Here is a 20,656-nt window from a genome sequence, read left to right as displayed (position 1 = left end):
GGCCGGGGCGACGGCCCGGCGGCCCGTCCGCCGGCATCGGACTCGTCCTCCGCCGCGGCCGTCCCCTCCGACCCGGTGTCGGCACTCTCGGCGGTGTCGGCGCTGTCAGCGGTGTCGGCGGTGTCGGCGCTGTCGGCGGTGTCGGCGCTGTCAGTGGTGTCGGCGCTGTCGGGAGCGCCGACGGCGTCCGCGCTGTCCCGGGTGTCCATCTCCGGGGTACCGCCGTCCGGGCTCCCGTCCGCGTGCTCCGGGTCCGCCTGCTCCGGGTTCTCCTCCGTCGCGGGCACGTCGGCCGGTTCCTGCGAATCCGGTCGGCTCGAACGGTGGGTGCCCGCGACCTTCGGCCTGCGGGCAGGCGGCTGTGCACCGGGACGGGGACGGCGCGAAGGGGACACTGCTGGCTCCTGACTGTCTGATCCGGGGCTGCGACGGATGCGGGGGCGGGGTCGACGCCGCGGGCCGTGTCGCCGCCGGGAGGCGGGCACGGTCACCGGACGACCGGGAAACGCCTAGGGCTGCCCGGCGGGGCCGACGGCGGGTACCTCGCCGAGATTCGAGACCTTCCAGACCTGTTGCCCGTCCTCGTCCGTACGCTTCATCTCGATCTGGAGGCGCATCACCTTGGTCGCCGTCTGCTCGCCCTGGGCGATCTCGTTGCTCACCGTCGCCAGGGCGACGGCCGTTCCCTCGGCGGTGTTCAGTTCCTCGACGGCGACGTCCTGCACCGTGGAGGTCACGGTGGTCTTCGCCTTCGAGATCGCCTCCCGGTAGTTCTGCTCCATGTTCTCGATCTGCTTCCGCAGGTCGCCGGTGACGATCTTCTTCTGCCGTTCGAAGTAGGCGTCCGGGTTCTCGTGGTCGAGTTCGGTGAACGCGATGACACCCTTGCTCGCGGCCTGCGTCACGCGGTCGCGTGCCGCCGCGCGCTCGTAGTCGTCCGAGGCCGCGGCGTTCCACCACAGACCGCCGAACACCACGGACACCAGGACCGACGCCGCGGTCAGCGCGGCACCGGCCGGCACGAGCCACCGGGGCGGGCCACCGCGGGAGGGTCCGTCCGCGGCCGGGTCGACGGCGGGGTCGGCATCCCCGGTGCCCGCACCCCCGGTGCTGTCGGCGTCGGCTTCACCCGCCGCACCGGCACTTTCGGGCGACTCCACACCTTCGGGCGACCCGGCGCCGCGCCCGGTGGCATCGTCCCCGGCCGGCACCGACCGTCCGTGCTCCGCCTCCCCCGGGTGGTCCGCGGAGGAGCCGTGCTGCTCGTCCGAACTCATAGCGCTCCAGACTAGGTCGAAGGTGTGATGTGGCTGTCAACCGGCCGGATCAGCCGTCCAGTCCCAGGAGCTGGCGCATGCTGGTGATGCCCATCCCGGGACTGCCCGCGATCCCCGGCGCACCCCGCATCATCGCCAACTGCTCGCTGTCCCGGTCGCTGTTCGACTCGACCTGCCGGTCGGACGGGATCTGCGGGACCCCGTTGTAGGGCGCGTTCTGGGAGCCGCGGACCGAGATCGGGCTGCCCGGGGGCTCGGCGCAGTAGGCGTCGTTCTTCGGCGGCCGGTCGCTGGTGTCGTTGCCCGCGCGGTACTCCTCCGGCGCACGGTAGCCCTTGGTGCACGACGGCGGATCGAACAGGTTCAGCACCAGGCCCAGGTGCGCGAAGCCGTCCCCGGGGGTGACGCTGTACGCACCGGCCGCCACCACCGGGTAGGTGATGAACGCCTGCTCGAGTCCGTCCAACCGGGTGGACGTGACGTTGGCCGTGGTGAGCAGGTTCGCGACCAGCGAGCTCAGGCCGGGTCCGGTCTCGGCCAGTACCTGGCTGATCTGGGTCGCCGACCGCGGCGCGGTGTCGATCAGTTCCCGGATGTCGCCGTCGGAGTTCTTCAGCGTCGTCGACAGCGCCTCCAGGTCCCGGCTGAACGAGCGCAGCGACCCGCTGAGGTCGTTCTGGGTGGCGAGCACCGTGCTGCCCTTGTCGAGCAGCTCGACCGTCTGCGGGAGGTGCTCACGCGCCACGCGGGTGAACTCGCTGGTGGTGTCCATCAGCGTCTGCAGGTCGTCGCCGGTGCCCTGGAACGCCTCGTAGGACTCGTCCACCACGGTGCGCAGGGACTCGGTGGGCACGGACTCGGTGAAGTCGTAGAGATCCGAGATCAGCTTCTCCGACCGCACCGGGGTGCTGACCCGGGAGGCGTCGATGACCGAGCCGTTCTCCAGGTACGGGGCCCCGGAGGACGTGGGGCGGAGGTCGACGTACTGCTCCCCGACCGCGGAGCGGTTGGCGACCGCCGCGTCGAGTGTCCCCGGGATCGGCGGTGCGTCGGCCGCGATGTCGAGTTCGGCGGTCAGCCCGCTGTCGGTGAGGCGCAGTTGTCCGACCTCGCCGACGTTGTAGCCGCGGTAGGTCACCTCGGCGCCGCTGAAGATGCCACCGGACTCGGTGAGCTGGAGCTGGACGGTGTATCCGCCGGAGCCGAACGCCTTCTCGACGTCGGTGAACCGCACGAGCGCGTACGCGACGGCGAGTACCGAGATGACCACGAAGGCCACCAGCTGGATCCTGGTCTTGCGCCCGAGCATCAGCGCGCACCTCCGGTCAGGGAGTCGAGGAGTCCACCGACGCCCGATTCGGTCCCGGATCCGGAGTCGCCCCCGGCGTCGGCGGACTCGCCGGGCAGCGGCAGCGGCGGGGTGTCGCCGCCCTCCCCACCATCGGTGAGATCACCCAGGACCGGCAGGTTCCCCAGCGGGTTCTGCCTGCTGCGGCCCAGGTTCGCCAGGATCTCCCCCAGGTTGAGGTCGATGGTCGCGTAGAGGTTCATGTAGTCGCCCTTCACGCCTTCGGCCGCCGCGTCGGTGAAGGGATACGTGAGCATCAGCTCGAGTGCCTTCGGCAGGTCCGCCCCGGCCTCGGCGAGCTTGCGCAGCGTCGGCAGCAGGGACTCCAGATTGGCGACCAGGTCCTCGTGGCTCGCGTTGACCGTCTCCACCGCCACGTCCGACAGCTGTTCGAAGGCGGTGAGCATGTCCACCAGCCGACCGCGCTGGTCCTCGAGGACCTCGAGTCCGGGACCGAGGTTCTCGACGGCGTTCGCGATCTCGTCCTTCTGCCCCGTCAGGGTCGCCGACAGCCGGTCGAGCGCGTCGAGGGCCCGGGTGATGTCGGACGACTGTTCGTCGAGGGTGGCCACGAGCTGCTCGGTGTTGTTCAGCATGGCCCTGACGTCCTGCTCGTTGCCTTCCAGCGCCGCGTTGAGCTCCCGCGTGATGGTGTTGAGCTGTTCGACACCGCCACCGTTGAGCAACATCGACAGGGCGCCGAGGATCTCCTCGACCTCGACGGAGCGGTCGGTGCGCTCGAGCGGGATCAGGTCGCCGTCGGCGAGTTCCGCCTCGGCGGGTCGCTGGGCGGGTGCGGAGAGTGCGACGTACTTCTCCCCGAGCAGGCTGGACTGGCGCACGTTGGCCACGGCGTTGGCGGGCAGGTCTACGTCCTCGTTGACCGAGACGGTGACCTCGGCGGTCCACCCGTCGTCGGCGACGTCGATCGCCTTCACCTCGCCGACGGGGACGTCGTCCACCCGCACGCCCGCCCTCGGCACGAGGTCGAGGACGTCGCGGAAGTGGATGCGCACGTCGTACGGGTCCGCACCGAGGTCGGCCCCGCCGGGCAGCGGGAGGTCGTAGACGCCGCCGAACTGGGCGCCGCAGCCGCTGACCAGCAGCAGGACCGCGGCCGAGGCGGACGCGACGAGGGTGCGGGCGCGCTTCACCGGTCACCTCCCGTTTCGGAGATCTGGCCGAGGACGGGCAACGGCAGCTCCGGCAGTTCGCCCTCGTTGAGCGCGTGTACCGCCTGGGCCAGCGACGGGAGCGGCACGGTCCCGTCCACCACCGGGGCCAGGTCCGCGCACAGGTCCCCCACCGCGTCCAGCGCCTCCGGGGTCTGCTGCAGGAAACCGCACACCATCGCGGCGGGCGGCTGGGTCAGCTCGTTGAGGTTGGGCCGCGCGTCCAGCGTGCCGGAGGCGGCGTTGTAGGTGTTGGCGAGGTTGCCCAGGGCCAACGGCGCGATGTCGAGCGTCTCCGCCAGCGCCCCGCGCTGCTCGACGAGGACCCGGGTGACGCTGGCGAGTTTGTCCACGTTGGACTTGATGCTGTCCCGGTTGTTCTCGACGAACGTGTGCACCGACCGCAGGGTGCTGCCCAGGTGGTCGACGGTGGTGGCCAGGTTCTGCCGCTCCCCCGCCAGGAAGGAGCTCACGTCGGCGAGCTGCTGCTCGAAGCGGCGCACCTGGTCGTCGCTCTCGGCCAGCGTGCCGGACAGTTCCGCCAGGTTCTCCACGGTGGCGAACAGGTCGCCGGAGTTGCCGGACAGGGTGCCCGCGGCCTGACCGAGTTTCGTGATCGTCTCGTTCATCGCGGCGCCGTTGCCGTCGAGGTTCGCGGCGAGGGTGTCGAGCACCTCGTTGAGCGAGCCCTCGGAGTTGGCGCCGTCCGGCCCGAGTGCCTCGGAGACCTCGCTGACGCTCTCGCTCAGTTCGTCGATCTCCATCGGCACCGCGGTGCGGTCGCGGGTGAGGACCGCACCGTCCTCCAGCCGGGGGCCGCCGGTGTGCGCGGGGGTGAACTGGACGTACCGGTCGGACACCAGGGACGGGGCCACGATCACGGCCTTCGCGTCCGCGGGGACGGCCACGTCGGAGTCGTAGGCCAGTCCGACGCGGACCCGCTCCCCCTCGGGGGCGACCTCGGTGATCTCGCCGACGCGCACACCGAGCACGCGCACGTCGTTGCCCTCGTACAGCCCGATGGCCTCGGGGAAGTACGCCGTGGCGTGCCTGCGGCCGGAGTCGGCGAAGACCCACCACAGGCCGCCCGCGACGACCAGGCCGAGGACGCAGGCGAGCGCGACGCCGCGGGTGAGCCGGGAGCCGAAGCGGGTGCTGGTCATTGTGCGTGACACCCCTCTTCGTTGATCGGACCGATCGAGGGCAGCAGCAGTCCGCAGATGTAGTTGTCGAACCACCGGCCGTTGCCGATGGTGTTGTTGAACACCCGCACGAACGGCGCGAACTGCTCGATGCCCTCGGCCAGCGATTCCTGGTTGCGGTGGAGCATGTTGGTCAGCTGGTCGAGGTCGGCGAGCACCGGCGCCAGCTGTTCGTTGTTGTCGTCGACGAGCCCCTGCAGTTCGGTGGCGAGCTGCCTGCTGCCGTCGAGCATTGCCTTGATCGCCCGCTCCCGGTTGCGCAGCTCCTCGAGCAGCTTGTTGCCGTCCTCCATGAGCGTGGCGAGCTCGGCGTCCCGGTCGGCCAGCGTCCGACTGACCTGGCGGGTGTTGCCGAGGAGTTCGGACAGCTGCTGGTCCCGGGAGGCGATGGTGTCGGACAGCTGGGACAGCCCACGCAGCGCACCGCGCACGTCCTCCGGGGTGTCGGCGAACGTCTCGGACAGCGTGTCGAAGCTGTGGGCCAGCTGGTCGGTGTCGATCTCGTCGATCGTGCCGGACAGCCCGCGGAAGGCCTCCATGATGTCGTAGGGGGCCGCGGTGCGCTCGATCGGGATGGTCTCGCGCGGGTCGAGCGCACTCTCGCCGACCGGATCGAGCGCGAGGTACTTCTGCCCGAGCATGGTCTTGATCTGGATGGAGGCGCTGGTGTCGGCGCCGACCCAGGTGTCGGAGACGGTGAACGACACGAGCACCCGGTCGCCGTCGAGTTCGATGTCGCTGACGTCGCCGACCCGCACCCCGGCCACGCGGACCTCGCTGTCGGTGCTCAGCCCGGCGACCTCGCTGAACTCGGCACGGTAGGTGGTACCACCACCGATGATCGGCAGGTCCTCGGCGTTGAGTGCCGCGAGCGTGCTGAGCACGAGCACGACGATGCCGACGAGCGCGATCGGGACGGGGTTGCGCTTCTGGAAACTCTTCATGACTGGCACCGCCCCCGGCTGACCGGCATGATCGGCAGGTCCACCGGCTTCTCCATCAGGCCGGGGATCTGCACGCTGCCGTGGGCCTCACACATGTAGAAGTTCAGCCAGGATCCGTAGCTGGCCGTGTTGCTGAGCGTGCTGACCTTCTCGGGCAGGTAGCGGAGGAACTGCTCGACCGTCGCCTCGTGGTCGTTGAGACCGCTCGCGAGGTCGCCGAGTGCGTCGATGTCCTGACGCAGCGGCTCGCGGGCGTCACCGAGCAGGCCCGCGGTGGTTCGGGTGAGATCGCCCAGGGACTCCACGGCCCGTCCGATCGGTTCCCGGTCGGCCGCGAGGCCGGAGACGAACTGCTGCAACCTGCTGATCAGGTCGGACAGTTGCGGGGTGCGTTCGTTCAGCGTCGCCAGCACCGTGTTCAGGTTCTCGATCACGCTGCCGATGACCTCGTCCTTCTCGGCCAGGGTGGTCGTCAGCGACGCGGTGTGCGACAGCAGGTTCTGCACGGTGCCCGCCTCACCCTGCAGGACCTGCACGATCTCGTAGGAGAGCTTGTTGACCTGCTCGGGTTCGAGGGCACGGAACAGCGGCTGGAAGCCGTTGAACAGCTCGGTGAGGTTCACCGCGGGCCGGGTGCGCTCGACCGGGATCGTCCCGCCCGGGTCGAGGGTGCCCTGCGCCTGCCCCTCGCCGCGTTCCAGGGAGAGGTAACGCTGCCCGACGAGGTTGCGGAACTGGATCGCCGCCGTGACGTTGCCCGGCAGCTCGCGTCCCTGCTCGACCTCGAAGTCGACCTCCGCCCGGCGCCGGTCCACGAGCCGGACCTCGGAGACCTCCCCGACGCGCACGCCGGCGATGCGGACGTCGTCCCCCGGATTGACCATCGTGACGTCGCTGAACCGGGCGCTGTAGGTGCGGCTGTCGGACAGACTCAGGTTGGCGATGCTGATCCCGAGCAGACCGGTGCAGACCACGGTGGCGAGCACGAAGGCGATCAACTTGGTCAGTGGTGCGGCCAGTCCCCTCACGTGCTCACCTCCCTGGTCGACGGCGTGCGGTCGGGTGTCCTCGGGCCCGGTGCGGGCCGCGGTGGCGGAGTTGCGGTCGCGGGGCTCGTCATTCGACCGTCACCTCCGTCCCCCGGTAGAGCGGTGCCACCAGCAGGCTCCCCCACCCGGGCACCTCGGACGGTTCGAGTCCGGTCGTCCCGGCGGAGAGCTGGGCGACCAGCGCCCGCTCACCGGAGGTGCCGGCGGGATCACCGATCAGCGGTGCCGCGCCGCCCATCCCGGTGGCGCCGCCCGCCTGGTTCAGTCCTCCGGTGGAGGTCCGGGCCGGTGGCGGCGACTCGCTGCCGTCCTTGAGCGGGCCGTCCGGGGGATGCTGCGGGAACGGGTCCGGGTACTCGTCCATCGCGTAGCAGCGCGGGCCACGCTCGTCGTTGTACTCCGGCTCGTCCTGACCCGGCTCGTAGGGCCCGCGGTCCACGGTGATCTCCATCTTCGCGTGCAGGCCGGGCTTGTCCGTGCCCTTGCCGAACGCCTCGTCGATCCGGGGGACGAGTTCGGCCATCTGCCCGAGGAAGCACGGGTAGGACGGCGAGTACTCCGCGAGCAGCTCGGCCGTCGGCCGCGCCGTCTCCCCGAGATTGATCAGGTTGTCCGCGTTGGCCTCGAGGAACGACCGCAGGTCCGTGGAGGCGGTGCCCACCGTGCGGTACAGCGTCGCCAGGTTCTCCCGCTTGTCCACGAGGGTGCGGCTGGTCGTGGTGAGGTTGTCCAGCGTGCGCACCAGCTGCGGAGCCACCTCGTCGAGGTTGTCCGAGAAGTCGGCGAGCTCGCGCAGGTTCGTCCGCAGGTCCGGCAGGTGCGGGTTCAGCTCGCCGAGGTAGTCGCCGAGGTCGCTCAGCGTCCGGCCGAGCTGTTCCCCACGCCCCTGAAGCGAGGTCGACACGGCGGTGAGGGTGCTCGCCAGCTTGTCCGGCTGCACCGCCCGCAGGACCGGCAGCAGACTGTCCAGCGCCTCCTCGAGTTCCCGGGCGCTCTCGGTCCGGTCCCGGGGGATCACGTCCCCGTCGGTGAGCGCGTCGTCCGCGGGCTCGTCGGGCAGCGTCAACGCGACGTAGCGCTCCCCGAACAGGGTCTTCGGCAGAAACCGTGCGGACGCGTTGCCCGGAATCAGCTCCGCCTTCGCCGGGTCCAGCTGCAGGGTCAGTTCCGCGCCGTCGATGTCCCGTTCGATCGCACCGACGTGGCCGATGATCAGACCACGGACCTTGACGTCGGAGTTCTCCGACAGCTGATTGCCGACCGTGTCCGTCTGCAGGCGAACCGTGACGAACTCGGTGAACTGTTTGTTGTAGATGGCCACACTGAGCGCGACACCACCCACCATGACGGCCACCAGCAGCAGGCCGAGCAACCTGCGCCGCAACGTCACCATCGCCGTGCTCATCCCGCGATCCTCACCGTCGTGTCGGTGCCCCAGAGGGCGAAGCCGATGAAGAAGTTCAGTACGGCCGTCGTCACGATGGACAGGCGGACCGCGCGGCCGACCGCGATGCCGACCCCGGCGGGGCCCCCGGTCGCGCGGTAGCCGTAGTAGCAGTGCGTCAAGATGATCACCACGCTGAAGATCAGCACCTTGACGAACGAGTAGAAGACGTCCTGGGCCGGCAGGAACATGTCGAAGTAGTGGTCGTAGGTCCCCGCCGACTGGCCGTAGAGGTGGACCACCACCGTGCGCGAGGCCAGGTACGAGCTGAGCAGGCCGACCACGTACAGCGGCATCACCGCGACGAAGCCCGCCAGGATGCGGGTCGTCACCAGGTACGGCAGGCTCGGCACGCCCATCACCTCGAGGGCGTCGACCTCCTCGGAGATCCGCATCGCGCCGAGCTGGGCGGTGAATCCCGCCCCGACGGTGGCCGACAGCGCGAGGCCCGCGATCAGCGGCGCGATCTCCCGGGTGTTGAAGAACGACGTGAGGAAGCCGGTGAACGCCGAGGTACCGATCGAGTTCAGCGCCGAGTAGCCCTGCAGGCCGACCAGCACGCCGACGAACAGCGTCAGCCCGACCATCACGCCGACGGTGCCGCCGATCATCGCTAGCGAGCCGGAGCCGAAGCTCACCTCGGCGAGCAGCCGCATGACTTCCTTGGAGTAGCGGCGGATCGTCCTCGGTGCCCACGCGAGCGCGCGCAGGTAGAACGACATCTGGTCGCCGAGGCCGTCGAGCGTCTCCAGTGGACGGTTCGCGATCCGCTTCGCGGTCTGGGTCACACGGGGCATCGGTTCAGTCCAGCTTCGAGGGAACGAGCTGCAGGTAGAGCAACGTCAGCACGACGTTGACCACGAACAGCAGCAGGAAGGTGATGACGACGGACTGGTTGACCGCGTCCCCGACGCCCTTCGGCCCCGGCGGGGGGTTCAGCCCCCGGTACGCGGCCACCACCGCGGCGATGAAGCCGAAGATGAGCGCCTTGAGCTCGCCGACCCACAGGTCCGACAGCTGCGCGAGCGCGGAGAAGCTGGCGAGGTAGGCACCCGGCGTCCCACCCTGCAGCACCACGTTGAAGAAGTAGCCGCCGAGCACGCCGATGACGCTGACCATGCCGTTGAGCAGCAGGGCCACGAACATGCAGGCGAGCACCCTGGGCACCACGAGCCGCTGCACCGCGGAGACCCCGAGGACCTCCATGGCGTCGATCTCCTCGCGGATGGTGCGCGCACCGATGTCGGCGCAGACGGCCGAACCGCCCGCACCGGCCACCAGCAGCGCGGTCACCAGGGGCGCGGCCTGCTGCACCGTGGCGAGCACGCTGCCCGCCCCGGTGTACGACTCGGCGCCGATCTGGCCCGCGAGCGAGCCGAACTGCAACGAGATGATCGCGCCGAACGGGATCGCGACGAGCGCGGTCGGCAGGATCGTGACGCTGGCGATGAACCACGCCTGCTGGATGAACTCCCGGAGCTGGAAGGGACGCTGGAAGACACCGCGCGCCACGTCGAGGGCGAGCGCGAACAGCTTGCCGGTCTCACGCAGCATCCCGATCCCGGGAATCCTGGCCGTCGAGGCCGGAGAGCTCATGAGTGTCCTTGTTCGTACGGGGGCATCCGGTGGGTCAGCTCCTCGGTGCCCTGGTCGTGCACGTCGGAACCGGGGACCCGGGCGACGTCGCCGGTCGGGAGGTGTCCGGCCTGGACACCCACGAGATCCGTGTCGTCCGACCGCGCGACACCGTAGTGCCGCCGCTCCTCGGGGGTCAGCGAGTCGATGATCCCCTCCCGGGCCGCGGGCGGGAGAGTGTGCAGGATCCGCATCACGCGGTCCTTGCGGCGGCGGACACCGGCGCGCTCCGGCAGCCCGGGTGTGGGCTGGAGCTGCGGGACGATGCCGCGCACGTCCTCGGTGGACCCGTCGTGGTGTCCCGCGTCGGCCTGGGCCTGCTCGGCGGCCATCTGCGCGGAGTCCTTCTCCTCGCTCATGCCGATCGGGCCCAGCCTGCGGCCGTTGAGGAACTGCTCGACGACGGGTTCGTCGCTGGTCAGCAGCACCTCGCGCGGACCGAACATCACCAGTTCCTTCCGGAACAGCATCCCGATGTTGTCGGGCACGGTCCGCGCCACGTTGATGTTGTGGGTGACGATCAGAATCGTCGCGTCGATCTGCGCGTTGAGGTCGATCAGCAGCTGCGACAGGTACGCCGTGCGCACCGGGTCCAGGCCGGAGTCGGGTTCGTCGCAGAGGATGATCTCCGGATCCAGCACGAGAGCACGGGCCAGCCCGGCTCGCTTGCGCATACCACCCGAGATCTCACCGGGGAGCTTGTCCTCCGACCCGGACAGACCGGTCATCTCGAGCTTCTCGAGAACGATCCTGCGGATCTCGGTCTCGGACTTCTTCGTGTGCTCGCGCAGCGGGAAGGCGACGTTGTCGTAGAGGTTCATCGACCCGAACAACGCGCCGTCCTGGAACAGCACACCGAACAGCTTGCGCGTGTCGTACAGCTTGCGCTCGGAGCACTGCACGACGTCGACACCGTTGATCTCGCATTTGCCGGTGTCCGGCTTCAACAAGCCGATCATGGATTTGAGGAAGACGGATTTGCCCGTACCCGACGGACCGAGCATCACCGACACCTCACCGGGCGGCAGCGTCAGTGAGACATCCCGCCAGATGGCCTGCTTTCCGAAGGACTTGGTCAAACCTTCGATGACCACCTCGGCACCCATCGCACCTCCCGGAGATCGTTCATGGCGCGTCAACTCGGTTCAACGAGCAGAGGGCGCGTAGGTTACTCGCCAGTTGGATGTGGGATAGAACTCCCATTGTGTGAATCTCGCCGTGGCACGGTAACCCATCCGGGCGGCGACAAAAAGAGCGGGCCGACCGTTGCGGCAACGGTCGGCCCGCTCAGGAGTGGCGGATCAGATCACTTGATGCTGATCTTCGCGCCGGCCTCCTCCAGCTTCGCCTTGGCGGCGTCGGCGGCCTCCTTGTCGACCTTCTCCAGGAGCGGCTTCGGGACCTCCTCGACCATCTCCTTGGCCTCCTTCAGGCCCAGACCGGAGACGAGCTCCCGGACGACCTTGATGACCTGGATCTTCTTGTCACCCGCGTCGTCGAGCACGACGTCGAACTCGTCCTGCTCCTCCTCCTCGGCGGCCGGGGCCTCGGCGGCACCGCCCGCGGCCACGGCGACCGGGGCCGGCGCGGCGGCGGAGACGTCGAAGGTCTCCTCGAACTGCTTCACGAACTCGGAGAGCTCGAGCAGCGTCATCTCCTTGAAGACGTCGAGCAGTTCGTCCGTGCTCATCTTCGCCATGATGGCGTTCCTTCCTTGTCGTGGACTCGTGGTCCCGGGTTGGTGTGTCGGATCAGCTCTCGGCGGCTGTCAGCTCTCCTCGGTGTCGCCACCCGCGGCGGCGGAACCCTCGGACCCACGCTTGCCCTCCAGTGCGGAGGCCATGCGCGCGACCTGCGACGCCGGGGCCGCGAACAGCGATGCGGCCTCGGAGATCTTGGCCTTCATCGCACCCGCGGCCTTCGACAGCAGGACCTCGCGGCTCTCCAGGTCGGCGAGCCGGTCGATCTCCGTGATCGACAACGGCTGACCGTCCATGTAGCCGCCCTTGATGACCAGGGCGCTGTGGTCCTTCGCGAAGTTCTTCAGAGTCTTCGCGGCCTCGACCGGCTCGCCCTCCACGAAGGCGATCGCGGTCGGACCGATGAAGAGCTCGTCCATCCCTTCGACGCCCGCCTCCTCGGCGGCACGCTTGACGAGGGTGTTCTTCGCGACCCGGTACTTGACGGTGTCGCCGAGAGCGCGACGCAGCTCGCTGAGCTGGGACACGGAGAGCCCGGTGTACTGGGTGACGACGGTGGCCGAGCTGTTGCGGAAGCTGTCCGCGATCTCGGCGACGGCCGCCACCTTCTCGGGCTTCGCCATGGTCGCCTCCTCTCTTGGCTGGTGACCACCGGCGGCCCGGCACCCCCACGACGACGAAACGCCCCGGCGCAGCAGGCGCGGGGCGTCGAAGGTGACGATCCACGGACAGGGTCCGGACCGTGTGCGAGCCTCGTTCCTCCTGCGCGGGCCGCCCGCCGTCACGCGGGGCCTTCGTTCCCCCCGCCTCGAGCGGGAGGAAGACCAGCGGTCTTCGGTAGAACCGTCCCCGAGCATACGCCCCGCTCCCGCACCCCGAATCCCCGCCCCCGGGGACGACGTTCCGCCCGCGAACCGTGGTTCGCTCGGCCACCGGGCGTGGGCGAGCAGGCATCATGGGTCACGTGGTTGAGCGACCTGGTGACGCGGAGTCCGAACAGCCCCGCCCGGAGCCGGACGGGGCTCCCTCCGACGGGAGTCCACCCGACCCGCCCGGAGGGACGCGGGTCCCACCGGGCTCCGGAGAGCATCCGCCCCCCGGCGACGACGGCGACACCGCGGGGTCGGCGGATCCCGACGGCCGGTCCGGCGCCGACCCGGCCGCGCTCGTGCCCCGGGAGAATGCCGGGCCTGCCGGTGTCGAACCTGCCGGTGTCGAGCCGAGCGGTGTCGAGCCGAGCGGTGTCGGGCCTGCCGGTGTCGACGCCGACCGGTTGCGGGAGTTCGAGCAGTTCCGGCGCTTCCAGGAGTTCCAGCGGTTCGAGGAGTTCCAACGGGCGACCGGGGCCGGGGACGTCCCGGGGGCCGGCGCCCCCGTGCCTGCCGGCACGCACCCGACCGGCACGGACCTGTCCCCCGGCGGGACGACGACGGTGGGGACGGCCCCTCCTGCGGGGCCGCCGGCGCCGCCCCCGGATCCCGGGCAGGGCCGCCTCCGCACCCTCCGCGTCCCGAAATGGCTGCGGTGGCTCGGCCGGAAGGTCCTCGCCTGGCTGATCTTCTTCCTGCTGCTCGCCCTCTTCGTCACCTGGCTGCTGAACCAGCTGTTCGGCTCGGACGAGGAGGGCATGTCCACCGAGGAGCTGGCCGGATCCGGCGGCGGCACGTACCGGACCGACCAGTTGCTCGCGACCGAACCGCACGAGGCGGTCCGCAAGGTCTATCACCACATCGCGCAGAACCGGGTCGACTTCGCCTGCGGCTACTTCGACAACGACGCCGGCATCCAGCAGCGGTTCGCGGAGAACCTGGGCCGGGCCGACTGCCGGGAGGCCGTCCACGCCCTGCACGGCGAGGTCTCGCACGTCAACGACTACGCCGAGTCGGTCTTCCCCCGGTGGTACGACCCCGAGGCGCACCGGGTGCGCATCGACTCCTGCGACTTCGACATCGCCGGAGGCCCCGCGCTGGGCGTGTTCACCGTGACCCGGGTGGAACTGGGGCAGTGGCTGATCACCAACCACCAGCCGGGGCCGCGGACCTGCCCGCGGCCGGGCGGACCGTCCGGCACCCCCACCGGCGGCACCCCCACCACGGGCGACACCGGCGACCCCGGCGACACGGGCGACTGAGTACCGCCGCGTTCCGCACGTGCTCCGTGTGTTCCGTCCCCGTCTCCGACACCGTGCGGGGAAACGACAGTGGGGCGGCCCTCCGTCCGGAGGACCGCCCCACTCGGTGTCCTGTGTGCCCGTGGCCGGGCGGGTCAGCTCGCCGCTTCGTCAACCAGGAGGTTGCGGGTGCGGGTCGGATCGACCTCGATGCCCGGCCCCATCGTGGTCGTGAAGGTGACCTTCTTCAGGTAGCGGCCCTTCGACGCCGACGGCTTCGACCGGAGCACCTCGTCCAGCGCGGCGGCGTAGTTCTCGACCAGCTTCTCGGTGTCGAACGAGACCTTCCCGATCGCCAGGTGCAGGTTGGCCTGCTTGTCGACGCGGAAGCTGACCTTACCGCCCTTGATGTCGGAGACGGCCTTGCCGATCTCCGGGGTGACCGTGCCGGTCTTCGGGTTCGGCATCAGGCCCCGCGGGCCGAGAATGCGGGCCACCCGCCCGACCTTGGCCATCTGGTCCGGAGTCGCGATCGCGGCGTCGAACTCGAGCCAGCCACCCTGGATGCGCTCGAGCAGTTCGTCTGTCCCGGCCGCGTCGGCGCCCGCGGCCTCGGCCTCGGCGGCCTTCTCTCCGGTGGCGAACGCGATGACGCGGACGGTCTTACCCGTTCCGTGCGGCAGGTTCACGGTGCCGCGGACCATCTGGTCGGCCTTGCGGGGGTCCACGCCGAGTCGCATGGCGACCTCGACGGTGGCGTCCATCTTTACCTTGGCCGTCTGCTGCGCGAGCCGCGCGGCCTCGAGCGGCGTGTACTGCCGGTCGCGCTCGATCAGCTCGGCGGCCTGACGGTAGGCCTTGCTGCGCTTGGTCATGTCCTGTCCTCGAAAGTCGTGTGCGGATCAGTCGTGGTGCGGGTCAGCGCGTGGCCCTTCCACTCGGCCGTCCGGGGCAGCCCCGGAGGCGGGAAATCACTCGATCGTGATGCCCATCGACTTGGCGGTCCCGGCGATGATCTTCGTCGCCTGGTCCATGCTCTCCACGTTCAGATCGGTGCGCTTGGTTTCCGCGATCTCGCGGACCTGGTCCCAGCTGACCTTGCCGATCTTCTGCTTGTGCGGCTCGCCGCTGCCCTTGTCCACGCCCGCGGCCTTCATCAGCAGCTTGGCCGCCGGCGGGGTCTTGAGCTTGAAGTCGAACGAGCGGTCCTCGAACACGGAGATCTCGACCGGCACCACGTTGCCGCGCTGCGACTCCGTCGCGGCGTTGTAGGCCTTGCAGAACTCCATGATGTTCACGCCGTGCTGACCCAGCGCGGGCCCGACCGGCGGCGCCGGGTTCGCGGCGCCCGCCTGGATCTGCAGCTTGATGATCGCTGCGAGCTTCTTCTTCTTGGGTGGCATTCTCGTTCCTGTTCGATGTCACTCGTCCCCGCGCACCTGCCGTGGCGCGGAGCCTGCCTGCGGTCGTGGGGTCCGACCGTCAGATCTTGGAGACCTGGTTGAACGACAGCTCGACCGGTGTCTCCCGGCCGAAGATCGAGACCAGGACCTTCAGCTTCTGCGCGTCCGCGTTCACCTCGCTGATCGTCGCAGGCAGCGTGGCGAACGGCCCGTCCATGACGGTGACCGACTCGCCGACCTCGAACTCGACCTCCACCGCACGGCCCGTGGCGGCGGGGGCCTCCTCGGCGGCGGGCTCGCCCTTGGCGGCCTTCGCCGGTTCGGGCTGCTCGACCTGCGGCGCGAGGAACTTCAGCACCTCGTCCAGGCTCAACGGCGACGGTCGCGACGTCGCGCCCACGAACCCGGTGACCCCGGGGGTGTTGCGCACCGCGCCCCAGGACGCGTCGTTGAGCTCCATCCGGACCAGGATGTAGCCCGGAAGGACCTTGCGCTGCACGATCTTGCGCTGGCCGTTCTTGATCTCGGTGACCTCCTCGGTGGGCACCTCGATCTGGAAGATGTAGTCCTCGACGTCGAGCGTCTGCCGCCGGGTCTCCAGGTTGTTCTTGACCTTGTTCTCGTACCCGGCGTAGGAATGCACGACGTACCACTCGCCCGGCTGCGAGCGCAGCTCGGCGCGCAGCGCGGCGACGGGGTCCTCGGGCTGCGGCTCCGTGGTCTCCTGCGGCTCGGGAGCCTCCGTGGCCTCGGACGCGGGCGAGCGCTCCGTCGGCTCGGTGACCCCGGAGTCCTCCGTGGGCGGGGTACCCTCCGCGGACTCGGCGGACCGTTCCGGCGACTCGACGGGCCCGGTGTGGTCCGACTCCGGTTCGCCGGTGGCCGCGAGCACCTGCTCGTCGGGGAGGCCGGTCAGATCCTGACCGGCTCCTGAGCCGTTCTCGGAGGTCACTTTCCGTCCTCTCAGTTGATCACGTCTGCTGGTGGCCCGCGCCGCACCGACGCGACCACCCGCGAGGGCTCCTGCGAACCGGTCACTCGCCGAACACGACGTCGACACCCTGGAGGAAGACGTAGTCGAGTCCGGAGACCAACCCCACCATGAAGACCAGGAAGATCAGCACCACGGTGGTGTAGGTGACCATCTGTTTGCGCGTCGGCCAGATGACCTTACGCAGCTCACCCCATACCTCGCGGATGAACCGGCCGATCCGGGTGAACAACGAGTCCTGCCCGGTCTTCCGGCTGTCCCGCTGCTTCGGGGTGGGCCGGTTCTTGCCCTCGGGCTTGGCGGCCTCGCCCGAGGTCTTCCCCTTCGGGGCGGGACGGTCCGCGGACGCACCACCCCTGGTCTTGCCCCGTGGGGCGCCGGACCCCGTGCCCTCCCGGCGGGCGGAGGCGCGGCGTGCGCGCCGAGCCGCGGCGGTGTCCGGACGGGAAGGGCCGTCGTCGGCCCTGTCCTTGTCCTTCTCGCCGTCGTCGCTCACGAGCCACTCCTCCGCTCCGCCGGACACGTCAACGCAGGGGTGACAGGACTCGAACCTGCAACCTGCGGCTTTGGAGGCCGCTGCTCTGCCAATTGAGCCACACCCCTCCGGGCGGGAGGTCCCACCCGAACGGCACGCCCGCCAGGCACCACCGACCCCGACCGGAATCGCGGCCGGACCGTCGTCCGGGTGCCTGTCGTGCGTTCCAGGTTCCGCAGTCTACGGCAAGCCCATCGGCGGCTCGCAACCGCGTTCCCCATGTCCGGCACGAGGACCCCTCCGCCCCACCGGCCACGCCGGGGTGGAGGGCGGTTGTCCTCCTACGACGCCGTGCGTGGGAAAATCCGCGCATGGCCGTTTCCCAAGATACCGCCTCCAGCGCGCAGCCCCGGGTGTCCGCCCGTATCGCGGGCATCACACCGTCCGCCACGCTCGCCGTCGACGCGAAGGCCAAGGCGCTCAAGGCCGAGGGACGTCCGGTGATCGGCTTCGGCGCGGGCCAACCCGACTTCCCCACCCCGGATCACGTCGTGGAGGCGGCCGTGGCCGCGGTCCGCGACCGCGCCAACCACGGCTACACGGCCGCGGCCGGACTGCCGGAGCTGCGGGAGGCCATCGCGGCGAAGACGGAGCGGGACTCGGGCCTGTCCTGCTCCGCCTCCCAGGTGCTGGTCACCAACGGCGGGAAACAGGCCGTGTACTCCGCGTTCGCCACCCTGCTCGACCCGGGTGACGAGGTCCTGCTCCCCGCCCCGTACTGGACCACCTACCCGGAGTCCATCACCCTGGCGGGTGGTGTTCCCGTGCAGGTCACGGCGGACGAGTCCACCGGTTACCGGGTGGGTGTCGACCAGCTCGAGGCGGCCCGCACCGAGCGGACGAAGGTGCTGCTGTTCAACTCCCCGTCCAACCCGACCGGGTCGGTGTACTCCCGCGAACAGGTGGCCGAGATCGGCCGGTGGGCCCTGGAGAAGGGGATCTGGGTCGTCACCGACGAGATCTACGAACACCTCGTGTACGACGGCGTCCGGGCGGAGTCGATGCCGGTCGTGGTGCCGGAGCTGGCGGATCGGACGCTGGTGCTGAACGGGGTGGCCAAGACCTGGTCGATGACCGGATGGCGGGTCGGCTGGCTGATCGGCCCCGAGGACGTCGTCTCGGCGGCCGCGAGCTTCCAGTCGCACCTGTGCGGCAACGTGGCCAACGTCTCGCAGCGCGCGGCGCTGGCCGCGGTGGCGGGCCCGCTGGACGTGGTGGAGACGATGCGGTCGGCGTTCGACTCCCGCCGTCGCACGATCGTGTCAATGCTGTCGGACATCCCCGGCGTCGAGTGCCCGACCCCGGAGGGCGCGTTCTACGCCTATCCCTCGGTCAAGGCCCTGCTCGGCACCGAGATCCGCGGGCAGCGCCCGACGGACACGGTCGAACTGGCCGACCTGATCCTGGCCGAGGCCGAGGTGGCGGTCGTGCCGGGCGAGGCGTTCGGCACCCCGGGCTACTTCCGCTTCTCCTACGCGCTGGCCGAACAGGACCTGATCGAGGGCGTCACGCGGGTGGCCGACCTGCTCGCCGAGGCGAAATAGCGCCGGCCCGGCCGCAGGATCCACGCCCGCCCCCGCGACCCCCCGGGTCGCGGGGGCGTCGTCGTTCATGGCCCCCGCGACACGGGCGACTTGTTCTATTACAGTTAGAACAATGCTCGTTCGTCTCGACCCGTCGTCAACCGTGCCGTTGTACGACCAGGTGGCCGCCTCGATCCGCCGCGCGCTGTCCGACGGCGGACTCGCCCCGGGTGAGCGTTTGCCACCCGCCCGGGAACTGGCGCACAACCTGGAGATCAACGTGCACACGGTGCTGCGCGCCTACGCGCTGCTGCGGGACGAAGGGCTGATCGAGCTGCGCCGCGGCCGCGGCGCGGTGGTCACACCGGGTGCGGAGGGGAACGCCCGGCTGGCCGCGTTGGCGAAGGAGCTCACCGACGAGGCACACCGGCGCGGGGTGGGCCTCGACGAGCTGGTCACGATCCTGAAGAGGAGCTACCCGTGAGAAGCGCCACTCTCCGTCTCGTTCTTGCCACCGGCGGGGTGCCCGCCGTCGTCCTCGCGATCGCCGCCGCGTTGCGCGCGGCCTGGTCGTCGCGGCTGCCCGACGTGGTGGCGATGCACTGGGGGGTGAGCGGTGCTCCCGACGGCTCTGCCCGGCTCACCACACTCAGCACCTGGTGCCTGGCTCTGGGCGGTGCGCTGACGGTCCTCGGCACCGTCGTGGCGGTGGTGCTGCTGCACCACGGGCGCGGCAGCCACCGCGGCCACGTGGCCCTCTGGGTCCTGCTGGCGTCGATGCCGTCCACCGCGCTGCTGACATCCCTGGTGACCACGCTCGACGCGCCGGACTGGCGGCAGGCCTCCGGTGCGGGCGTGGCGCTCGGTGTGCTGCTCGGGGGCAGCGTGGCGGCCGGTGGTCTGGCGGCACTGCTGGCCCCGGGCGTCCCGCCCGACCGGATCCTCGACGCCGCACCCGGGGCGCAGACCGTCGGTCTGCGGGATGGTCAGCGCGCGACCTGGATCGGGAGCAGTACCAACGTCGCACTCGCCACCCTGTCCGCACTCACCCCGCCCGTGGTGGTCGTGCTGATCGGACTGGTGACCGGGAGCAGTCCCGGATGGGCCGTCACGGTCGTGCCGACCGCGATCGGGGTTCTCGCCGGTCTGGGCGTGGCCCGGGTGCGGGCGATCGTCAACACCGACGCGGTGACGGTACGGATGGGGTTTCTCGGGATGCCGCACCGGACGGTCCCGCTGGCGGAGATCGCCTCGGCGACGACCGAGGATCTCACGCTCTTCGGGACGGGCGGCCTGGGCGTGCGCACGACCGTTGCCGGCGACACCGCGTACAAGTGCCGGGGCGGTCCGGCACTTGTACTGACACTGCGCTCGGCACGCCGGGTCCTGGTGACGGTGGACCACCCGGAGGAGGCCGCCGGACTCGTCAACGACCTGGTGCGACGGGCGGAGCCCGCGCAGGACTGATACACCGAAAAGGTGATGATGAGGAGACGGGTCGCCGCCGGTATCGGCGCACTGCTCGTGACCGGGGCGGTCGCCGCCTGCGCGCCCGCGCCCGAACAGGACACCCCACCCCGCACCCGCACCGACGGGGCCGGGACCAGTGCCCCACCCGGCGACACCGGGCCGGGTCCGGCCGGGCCGTACGTCGCGCTCGGTGACTCCTACACCTCGGCACCGGGCACCGGCGACCCGGTCGGCGCGCCGCCCGGGTGTCAGCGGTCGGACAACAACTATCCCCGGCTGGTCGCGGAGCGGCTCGACGTCGTGCGCCTCACCGACGTGAGCTGTGGGGGCGCGACCACCGAACACGCGGTCGTCGAACAGCGCACACCCCGGGGCGCCAACCCCGCCCAGCTGGACGCGGTGAGCCACGCGACGTCCCTGGTCACCCTGGGCTTCGGCGGCAACGACGTGGGGCTGGTCGACCTGGCCGTCCGCTGCGCGGGTGCGGCGAGCGCACGCGCCCGGTGCGCACCCGGCGAGGGGGGCGAGACGGTCGAGCTCGGCTCCCGGGTCGACGACGCCGCCGAGAGCGTCGGCGACCTCGTCGAGGCGGTCCGTGAGCGGGCCCCGCAGGCGCGGGTGGTGCTGGTCGGGTATCCGACGATCCTGCCCGACGACGCGCAGGCCTGCGGGCACCTGCCGTACAGCGCGGCCGAGATCGACCTCCTCCGCGGCGGCCTGGACGCACTCGACGACGCCCTCCGGGAGGTGGCGCGGCGGCAGGACGTCGTGTTCGCCGACACCCGGGCGGACACCCGGGGGCACGGTGTGTGCGCCCCGGAGTCGCGCCGGTGGATCGCGCCGCCGGGGGCGG

At 70.4% G+C, this 20,656-nt stretch carries 22 protein-coding genes and 1 tRNA gene; 5 read left to right on the top strand and 18 right to left on the bottom strand.

Features of this window, described 5'->3' with window-relative positions; genetic code table 11:
- The 13 genes from SACPADRAFT_RS33480 to rplJ all read right to left on the bottom strand — a co-directional run.
- Positions 1-287 (bottom strand): hypothetical protein (locus SACPADRAFT_RS33480; protein ID WP_007024050.1); only part of this gene is annotated, 287 nt, incomplete at its 3' end.
- Positions 288-509: 222 nt separating this feature from the next.
- Positions 510-1,277, bottom strand: a complete 768-nt coding sequence (locus SACPADRAFT_RS0222205) for a hypothetical protein (protein WP_007024049.1) — start codon at positions 1,275-1,277, stop codon at positions 510-512.
- A 49-nt stretch (positions 1,278-1,326) separates the two neighbouring features.
- On the bottom strand, positions 1,327-2,586 hold the full coding sequence (locus tag SACPADRAFT_RS0222200) for an MCE family protein (RefSeq protein ID WP_007024048.1): 1,260 nt from the start codon (positions 2,584-2,586) through the stop codon (positions 1,327-1,329).
- Complete coding sequence (locus SACPADRAFT_RS0222195) at positions 2,586-3,779, bottom strand: MCE family protein (RefSeq protein ID WP_007024047.1); 1,194 nt, start codon at positions 3,777-3,779, stop codon at positions 2,586-2,588. The genes SACPADRAFT_RS0222200 and SACPADRAFT_RS0222195 overlap by 1 nt, the downstream gene beginning before the upstream one ends.
- Positions 3,776-4,960: an MCE family protein gene (locus SACPADRAFT_RS0222190; RefSeq protein WP_007024046.1), complete on the bottom strand. Its 1,185-nt coding sequence runs from the start codon at positions 4,958-4,960 to the stop codon at positions 3,776-3,778. The genes SACPADRAFT_RS0222195 and SACPADRAFT_RS0222190 overlap by 4 nt, the downstream gene beginning before the upstream one ends.
- The gene (locus tag SACPADRAFT_RS0222185) at positions 4,957-5,943 is read right to left on the bottom strand and encodes an MCE family protein (protein ID WP_007024045.1); all 987 of its coding nucleotides are present in this window, start codon (positions 5,941-5,943) and stop codon (positions 4,957-4,959) included. Before SACPADRAFT_RS0222185 ends, SACPADRAFT_RS0222190 begins: the two co-directional genes overlap by 4 nt.
- The gene (locus SACPADRAFT_RS0222180; RefSeq protein ID WP_007024044.1) at positions 5,940-6,971 is read right to left on the bottom strand and encodes an MCE family protein; all 1,032 of its coding nucleotides are present in this window, start codon (positions 6,969-6,971) and stop codon (positions 5,940-5,942) included. The genes SACPADRAFT_RS0222185 and SACPADRAFT_RS0222180 overlap by 4 nt, the downstream gene beginning before the upstream one ends.
- An 88-nt stretch (positions 6,972-7,059) precedes the next feature.
- Complete coding sequence (locus tag SACPADRAFT_RS0222175) at positions 7,060-8,397, bottom strand: MCE family protein (RefSeq protein WP_007024043.1); 1,338 nt, start codon at positions 8,395-8,397, stop codon at positions 7,060-7,062.
- Positions 8,394-9,233 carry an MlaE family ABC transporter permease gene (locus tag SACPADRAFT_RS0222170; protein ID WP_007024042.1) on the bottom strand — a complete coding sequence of 280 codons (840 nt, stop codon included), beginning with the start codon at positions 9,231-9,233 and terminating at the stop codon, positions 8,394-8,396. Before SACPADRAFT_RS0222170 ends, SACPADRAFT_RS0222175 begins: the two co-directional genes overlap by 4 nt.
- Before the next feature lie 4 nt (positions 9,234-9,237).
- Entirely contained in the window at positions 9,238-10,032 is a 795-nt protein-coding gene (locus SACPADRAFT_RS0222165) for an MlaE family ABC transporter permease (RefSeq protein ID WP_007024041.1), read from the bottom strand.
- Positions 10,029-11,177, bottom strand: a complete 1,149-nt coding sequence (locus tag SACPADRAFT_RS0222160; RefSeq protein WP_007024040.1) for an ABC transporter ATP-binding protein — start codon at positions 11,175-11,177, stop codon at positions 10,029-10,031. The genes SACPADRAFT_RS0222165 and SACPADRAFT_RS0222160 overlap by 4 nt, the downstream gene beginning before the upstream one ends.
- 200 nt (positions 11,178-11,377) lie before the next feature.
- Entirely contained in the window at positions 11,378-11,770 is a 393-nt protein-coding gene (rplL, locus tag SACPADRAFT_RS0222155) for a 50S ribosomal protein L7/L12 (RefSeq protein ID WP_007024039.1), read from the bottom strand.
- 69 nt (positions 11,771-11,839) lie between these two features.
- The gene (gene rplJ / locus SACPADRAFT_RS0222150; protein WP_007024038.1) at positions 11,840-12,394 is read right to left on the bottom strand and encodes a 50S ribosomal protein L10; all 555 of its coding nucleotides are present in this window, start codon (positions 12,392-12,394) and stop codon (positions 11,840-11,842) included.
- 332 nt (positions 12,395-12,726) lie between these two features.
- Here rplJ and SACPADRAFT_RS29300 point away from each other — a divergent pair, with 332 nt between their 5' ends.
- Entirely contained in the window at positions 12,727-13,902 is a 1,176-nt protein-coding gene (locus tag SACPADRAFT_RS29300) for a hypothetical protein (RefSeq protein WP_007024037.1), read from the top strand.
- A 134-nt stretch (positions 13,903-14,036) separates the two neighbouring features.
- Here the strand turns inward: SACPADRAFT_RS29300 and rplA are convergent, their stop codons facing one another.
- The 5 genes from rplA to SACPADRAFT_RS0222120 all read right to left on the bottom strand — a co-directional run bounded on the left by rplA (position 14,037) and on the right by SACPADRAFT_RS0222120 (position 16,878).
- Positions 14,037-14,756: a 50S ribosomal protein L1 gene (gene rplA, locus SACPADRAFT_RS0222140; protein WP_007024036.1), complete on the bottom strand. Its 720-nt coding sequence runs from the start codon at positions 14,754-14,756 to the stop codon at positions 14,037-14,039.
- Between the two features lie 96 nt (positions 14,757-14,852).
- Positions 14,853-15,284, bottom strand: a complete 432-nt coding sequence (rplK, locus tag SACPADRAFT_RS0222135; protein ID WP_007024035.1) for a 50S ribosomal protein L11 — start codon at positions 15,282-15,284, stop codon at positions 14,853-14,855.
- Positions 15,285-15,363: 79 nt separating this feature from the next.
- On the bottom strand, positions 15,364-16,236 hold the full coding sequence (nusG, locus tag SACPADRAFT_RS0222130) for a transcription termination/antitermination protein NusG (protein ID WP_007024034.1): 873 nt from the start codon (positions 16,234-16,236) through the stop codon (positions 15,364-15,366).
- 82 nt (positions 16,237-16,318) lie between these two features.
- Positions 16,319-16,771: a preprotein translocase subunit SecE gene (gene secE / locus SACPADRAFT_RS0222125; RefSeq protein ID WP_007024033.1), complete on the bottom strand. Its 453-nt coding sequence runs from the start codon at positions 16,769-16,771 to the stop codon at positions 16,319-16,321.
- A gap of 34 nt (positions 16,772-16,805) precedes the next feature.
- Positions 16,806-16,878, bottom strand: a tRNA-Trp gene (locus tag SACPADRAFT_RS0222120).
- Between the two features lie 243 nt (positions 16,879-17,121).
- On the opposite strand from SACPADRAFT_RS0222120, the gene SACPADRAFT_RS0222115 reads away from it, so the two are divergent.
- From SACPADRAFT_RS0222115 to SACPADRAFT_RS29295, 4 genes are all read left to right on the top strand, one after another.
- Entirely contained in the window at positions 17,122-18,354 is a 1,233-nt protein-coding gene (locus SACPADRAFT_RS0222115) for a pyridoxal phosphate-dependent aminotransferase (RefSeq protein WP_007024032.1), read from the top strand.
- 112 nt (positions 18,355-18,466) lie between these two features.
- On the top strand, positions 18,467-18,817 hold the full coding sequence (locus SACPADRAFT_RS0222110) for a GntR family transcriptional regulator (protein ID WP_007024031.1): 351 nt from the start codon (positions 18,467-18,469) through the stop codon (positions 18,815-18,817).
- A complete protein-coding gene (locus tag SACPADRAFT_RS0222105) occupies positions 18,814-19,800 on the top strand; it encodes a DUF1648 domain-containing protein (RefSeq protein ID WP_007024030.1) in 987 nt (328 codons plus the stop codon). The genes SACPADRAFT_RS0222110 and SACPADRAFT_RS0222105 overlap by 4 nt, the downstream gene beginning before the upstream one ends.
- A 15-nt stretch (positions 19,801-19,815) precedes the next feature.
- Positions 19,816-20,656 (top strand): SGNH/GDSL hydrolase family protein (locus SACPADRAFT_RS29295; protein WP_051442558.1); only part of this gene is annotated, 841 nt, incomplete at its 3' end.

It is taken from the genome of Saccharomonospora iraqiensis subsp. paurometabolica YIM 90007 (assembly GCF_000231035.2).
GTDB lineage: Bacteria > Actinomycetota > Actinomycetes > Mycobacteriales > Pseudonocardiaceae > Saccharomonospora > Saccharomonospora paurometabolica.
This window is presented reverse-complemented; position numbering and strand designations above follow the sequence as displayed.

Excerpts from the sequence above, each read along its gene's own strand:
- SACPADRAFT_RS0222110 (WP_007024031.1), top strand. The coding sequence starts at position 18,467 with ATGCTCGTTCGTCTCGACCCGTCGTCAACCGTGCCGTTGTACGACCAG.
- SACPADRAFT_RS0222165 (WP_007024041.1), bottom strand. The coding sequence starts at position 10,032 with ATGAGCTCTCCGGCCTCGACGGCCAGGATTCCCGGGATCGGGATGCTG.
- SACPADRAFT_RS0222170 (WP_007024042.1), bottom strand. The coding sequence starts at position 9,233 with ATGCCCCGTGTGACCCAGACCGCGAAGCGGATCGCGAACCGTCCACTG.
- SACPADRAFT_RS0222185 (WP_007024045.1), bottom strand. The coding sequence starts at position 5,943 with ATGAAGAGTTTCCAGAAGCGCAACCCCGTCCCGATCGCGCTCGTCGGC.
- SACPADRAFT_RS0222115 (WP_007024032.1), top strand. The coding sequence starts at position 17,122 with ATGGCCGTTTCCCAAGATACCGCCTCCAGCGCGCAGCCCCGGGTGTCC.
- SACPADRAFT_RS0222175 (WP_007024043.1), bottom strand. The coding sequence starts at position 8,397 with ATGAGCACGGCGATGGTGACGTTGCGGCGCAGGTTGCTCGGCCTGCTG.
- rplJ (WP_007024038.1), bottom strand. The coding sequence starts at position 12,394 with ATGGCGAAGCCCGAGAAGGTGGCGGCCGTCGCCGAGATCGCGGACAGC.
- SACPADRAFT_RS0222200 (WP_007024048.1), bottom strand. The coding sequence starts at position 2,586 with ATGCTCGGGCGCAAGACCAGGATCCAGCTGGTGGCCTTCGTGGTCATC.
- rplA (WP_007024036.1), bottom strand. The coding sequence starts at position 14,756 with ATGACCAAGCGCAGCAAGGCCTACCGTCAGGCCGCCGAGCTGATCGAG.
- SACPADRAFT_RS0222160 (WP_007024040.1), bottom strand. The coding sequence starts at position 11,177 with ATGGGTGCCGAGGTGGTCATCGAAGGTTTGACCAAGTCCTTCGGAAAG.
- rplL (WP_007024039.1), bottom strand. The coding sequence starts at position 11,770 with ATGGCGAAGATGAGCACGGACGAACTGCTCGACGTCTTCAAGGAGATG.
- SACPADRAFT_RS29300 (WP_007024037.1), top strand. The coding sequence starts at position 12,727 with ATGGGTCACGTGGTTGAGCGACCTGGTGACGCGGAGTCCGAACAGCCC.
- SACPADRAFT_RS0222190 (WP_007024046.1), bottom strand. The coding sequence starts at position 4,960 with ATGACCAGCACCCGCTTCGGCTCCCGGCTCACCCGCGGCGTCGCGCTC.
- rplK (WP_007024035.1), bottom strand. The coding sequence starts at position 15,284 with ATGCCACCCAAGAAGAAGAAGCTCGCAGCGATCATCAAGCTGCAGATC.
- SACPADRAFT_RS0222205 (WP_007024049.1), bottom strand. The coding sequence starts at position 1,277 with ATGAGTTCGGACGAGCAGCACGGCTCCTCCGCGGACCACCCGGGGGAG.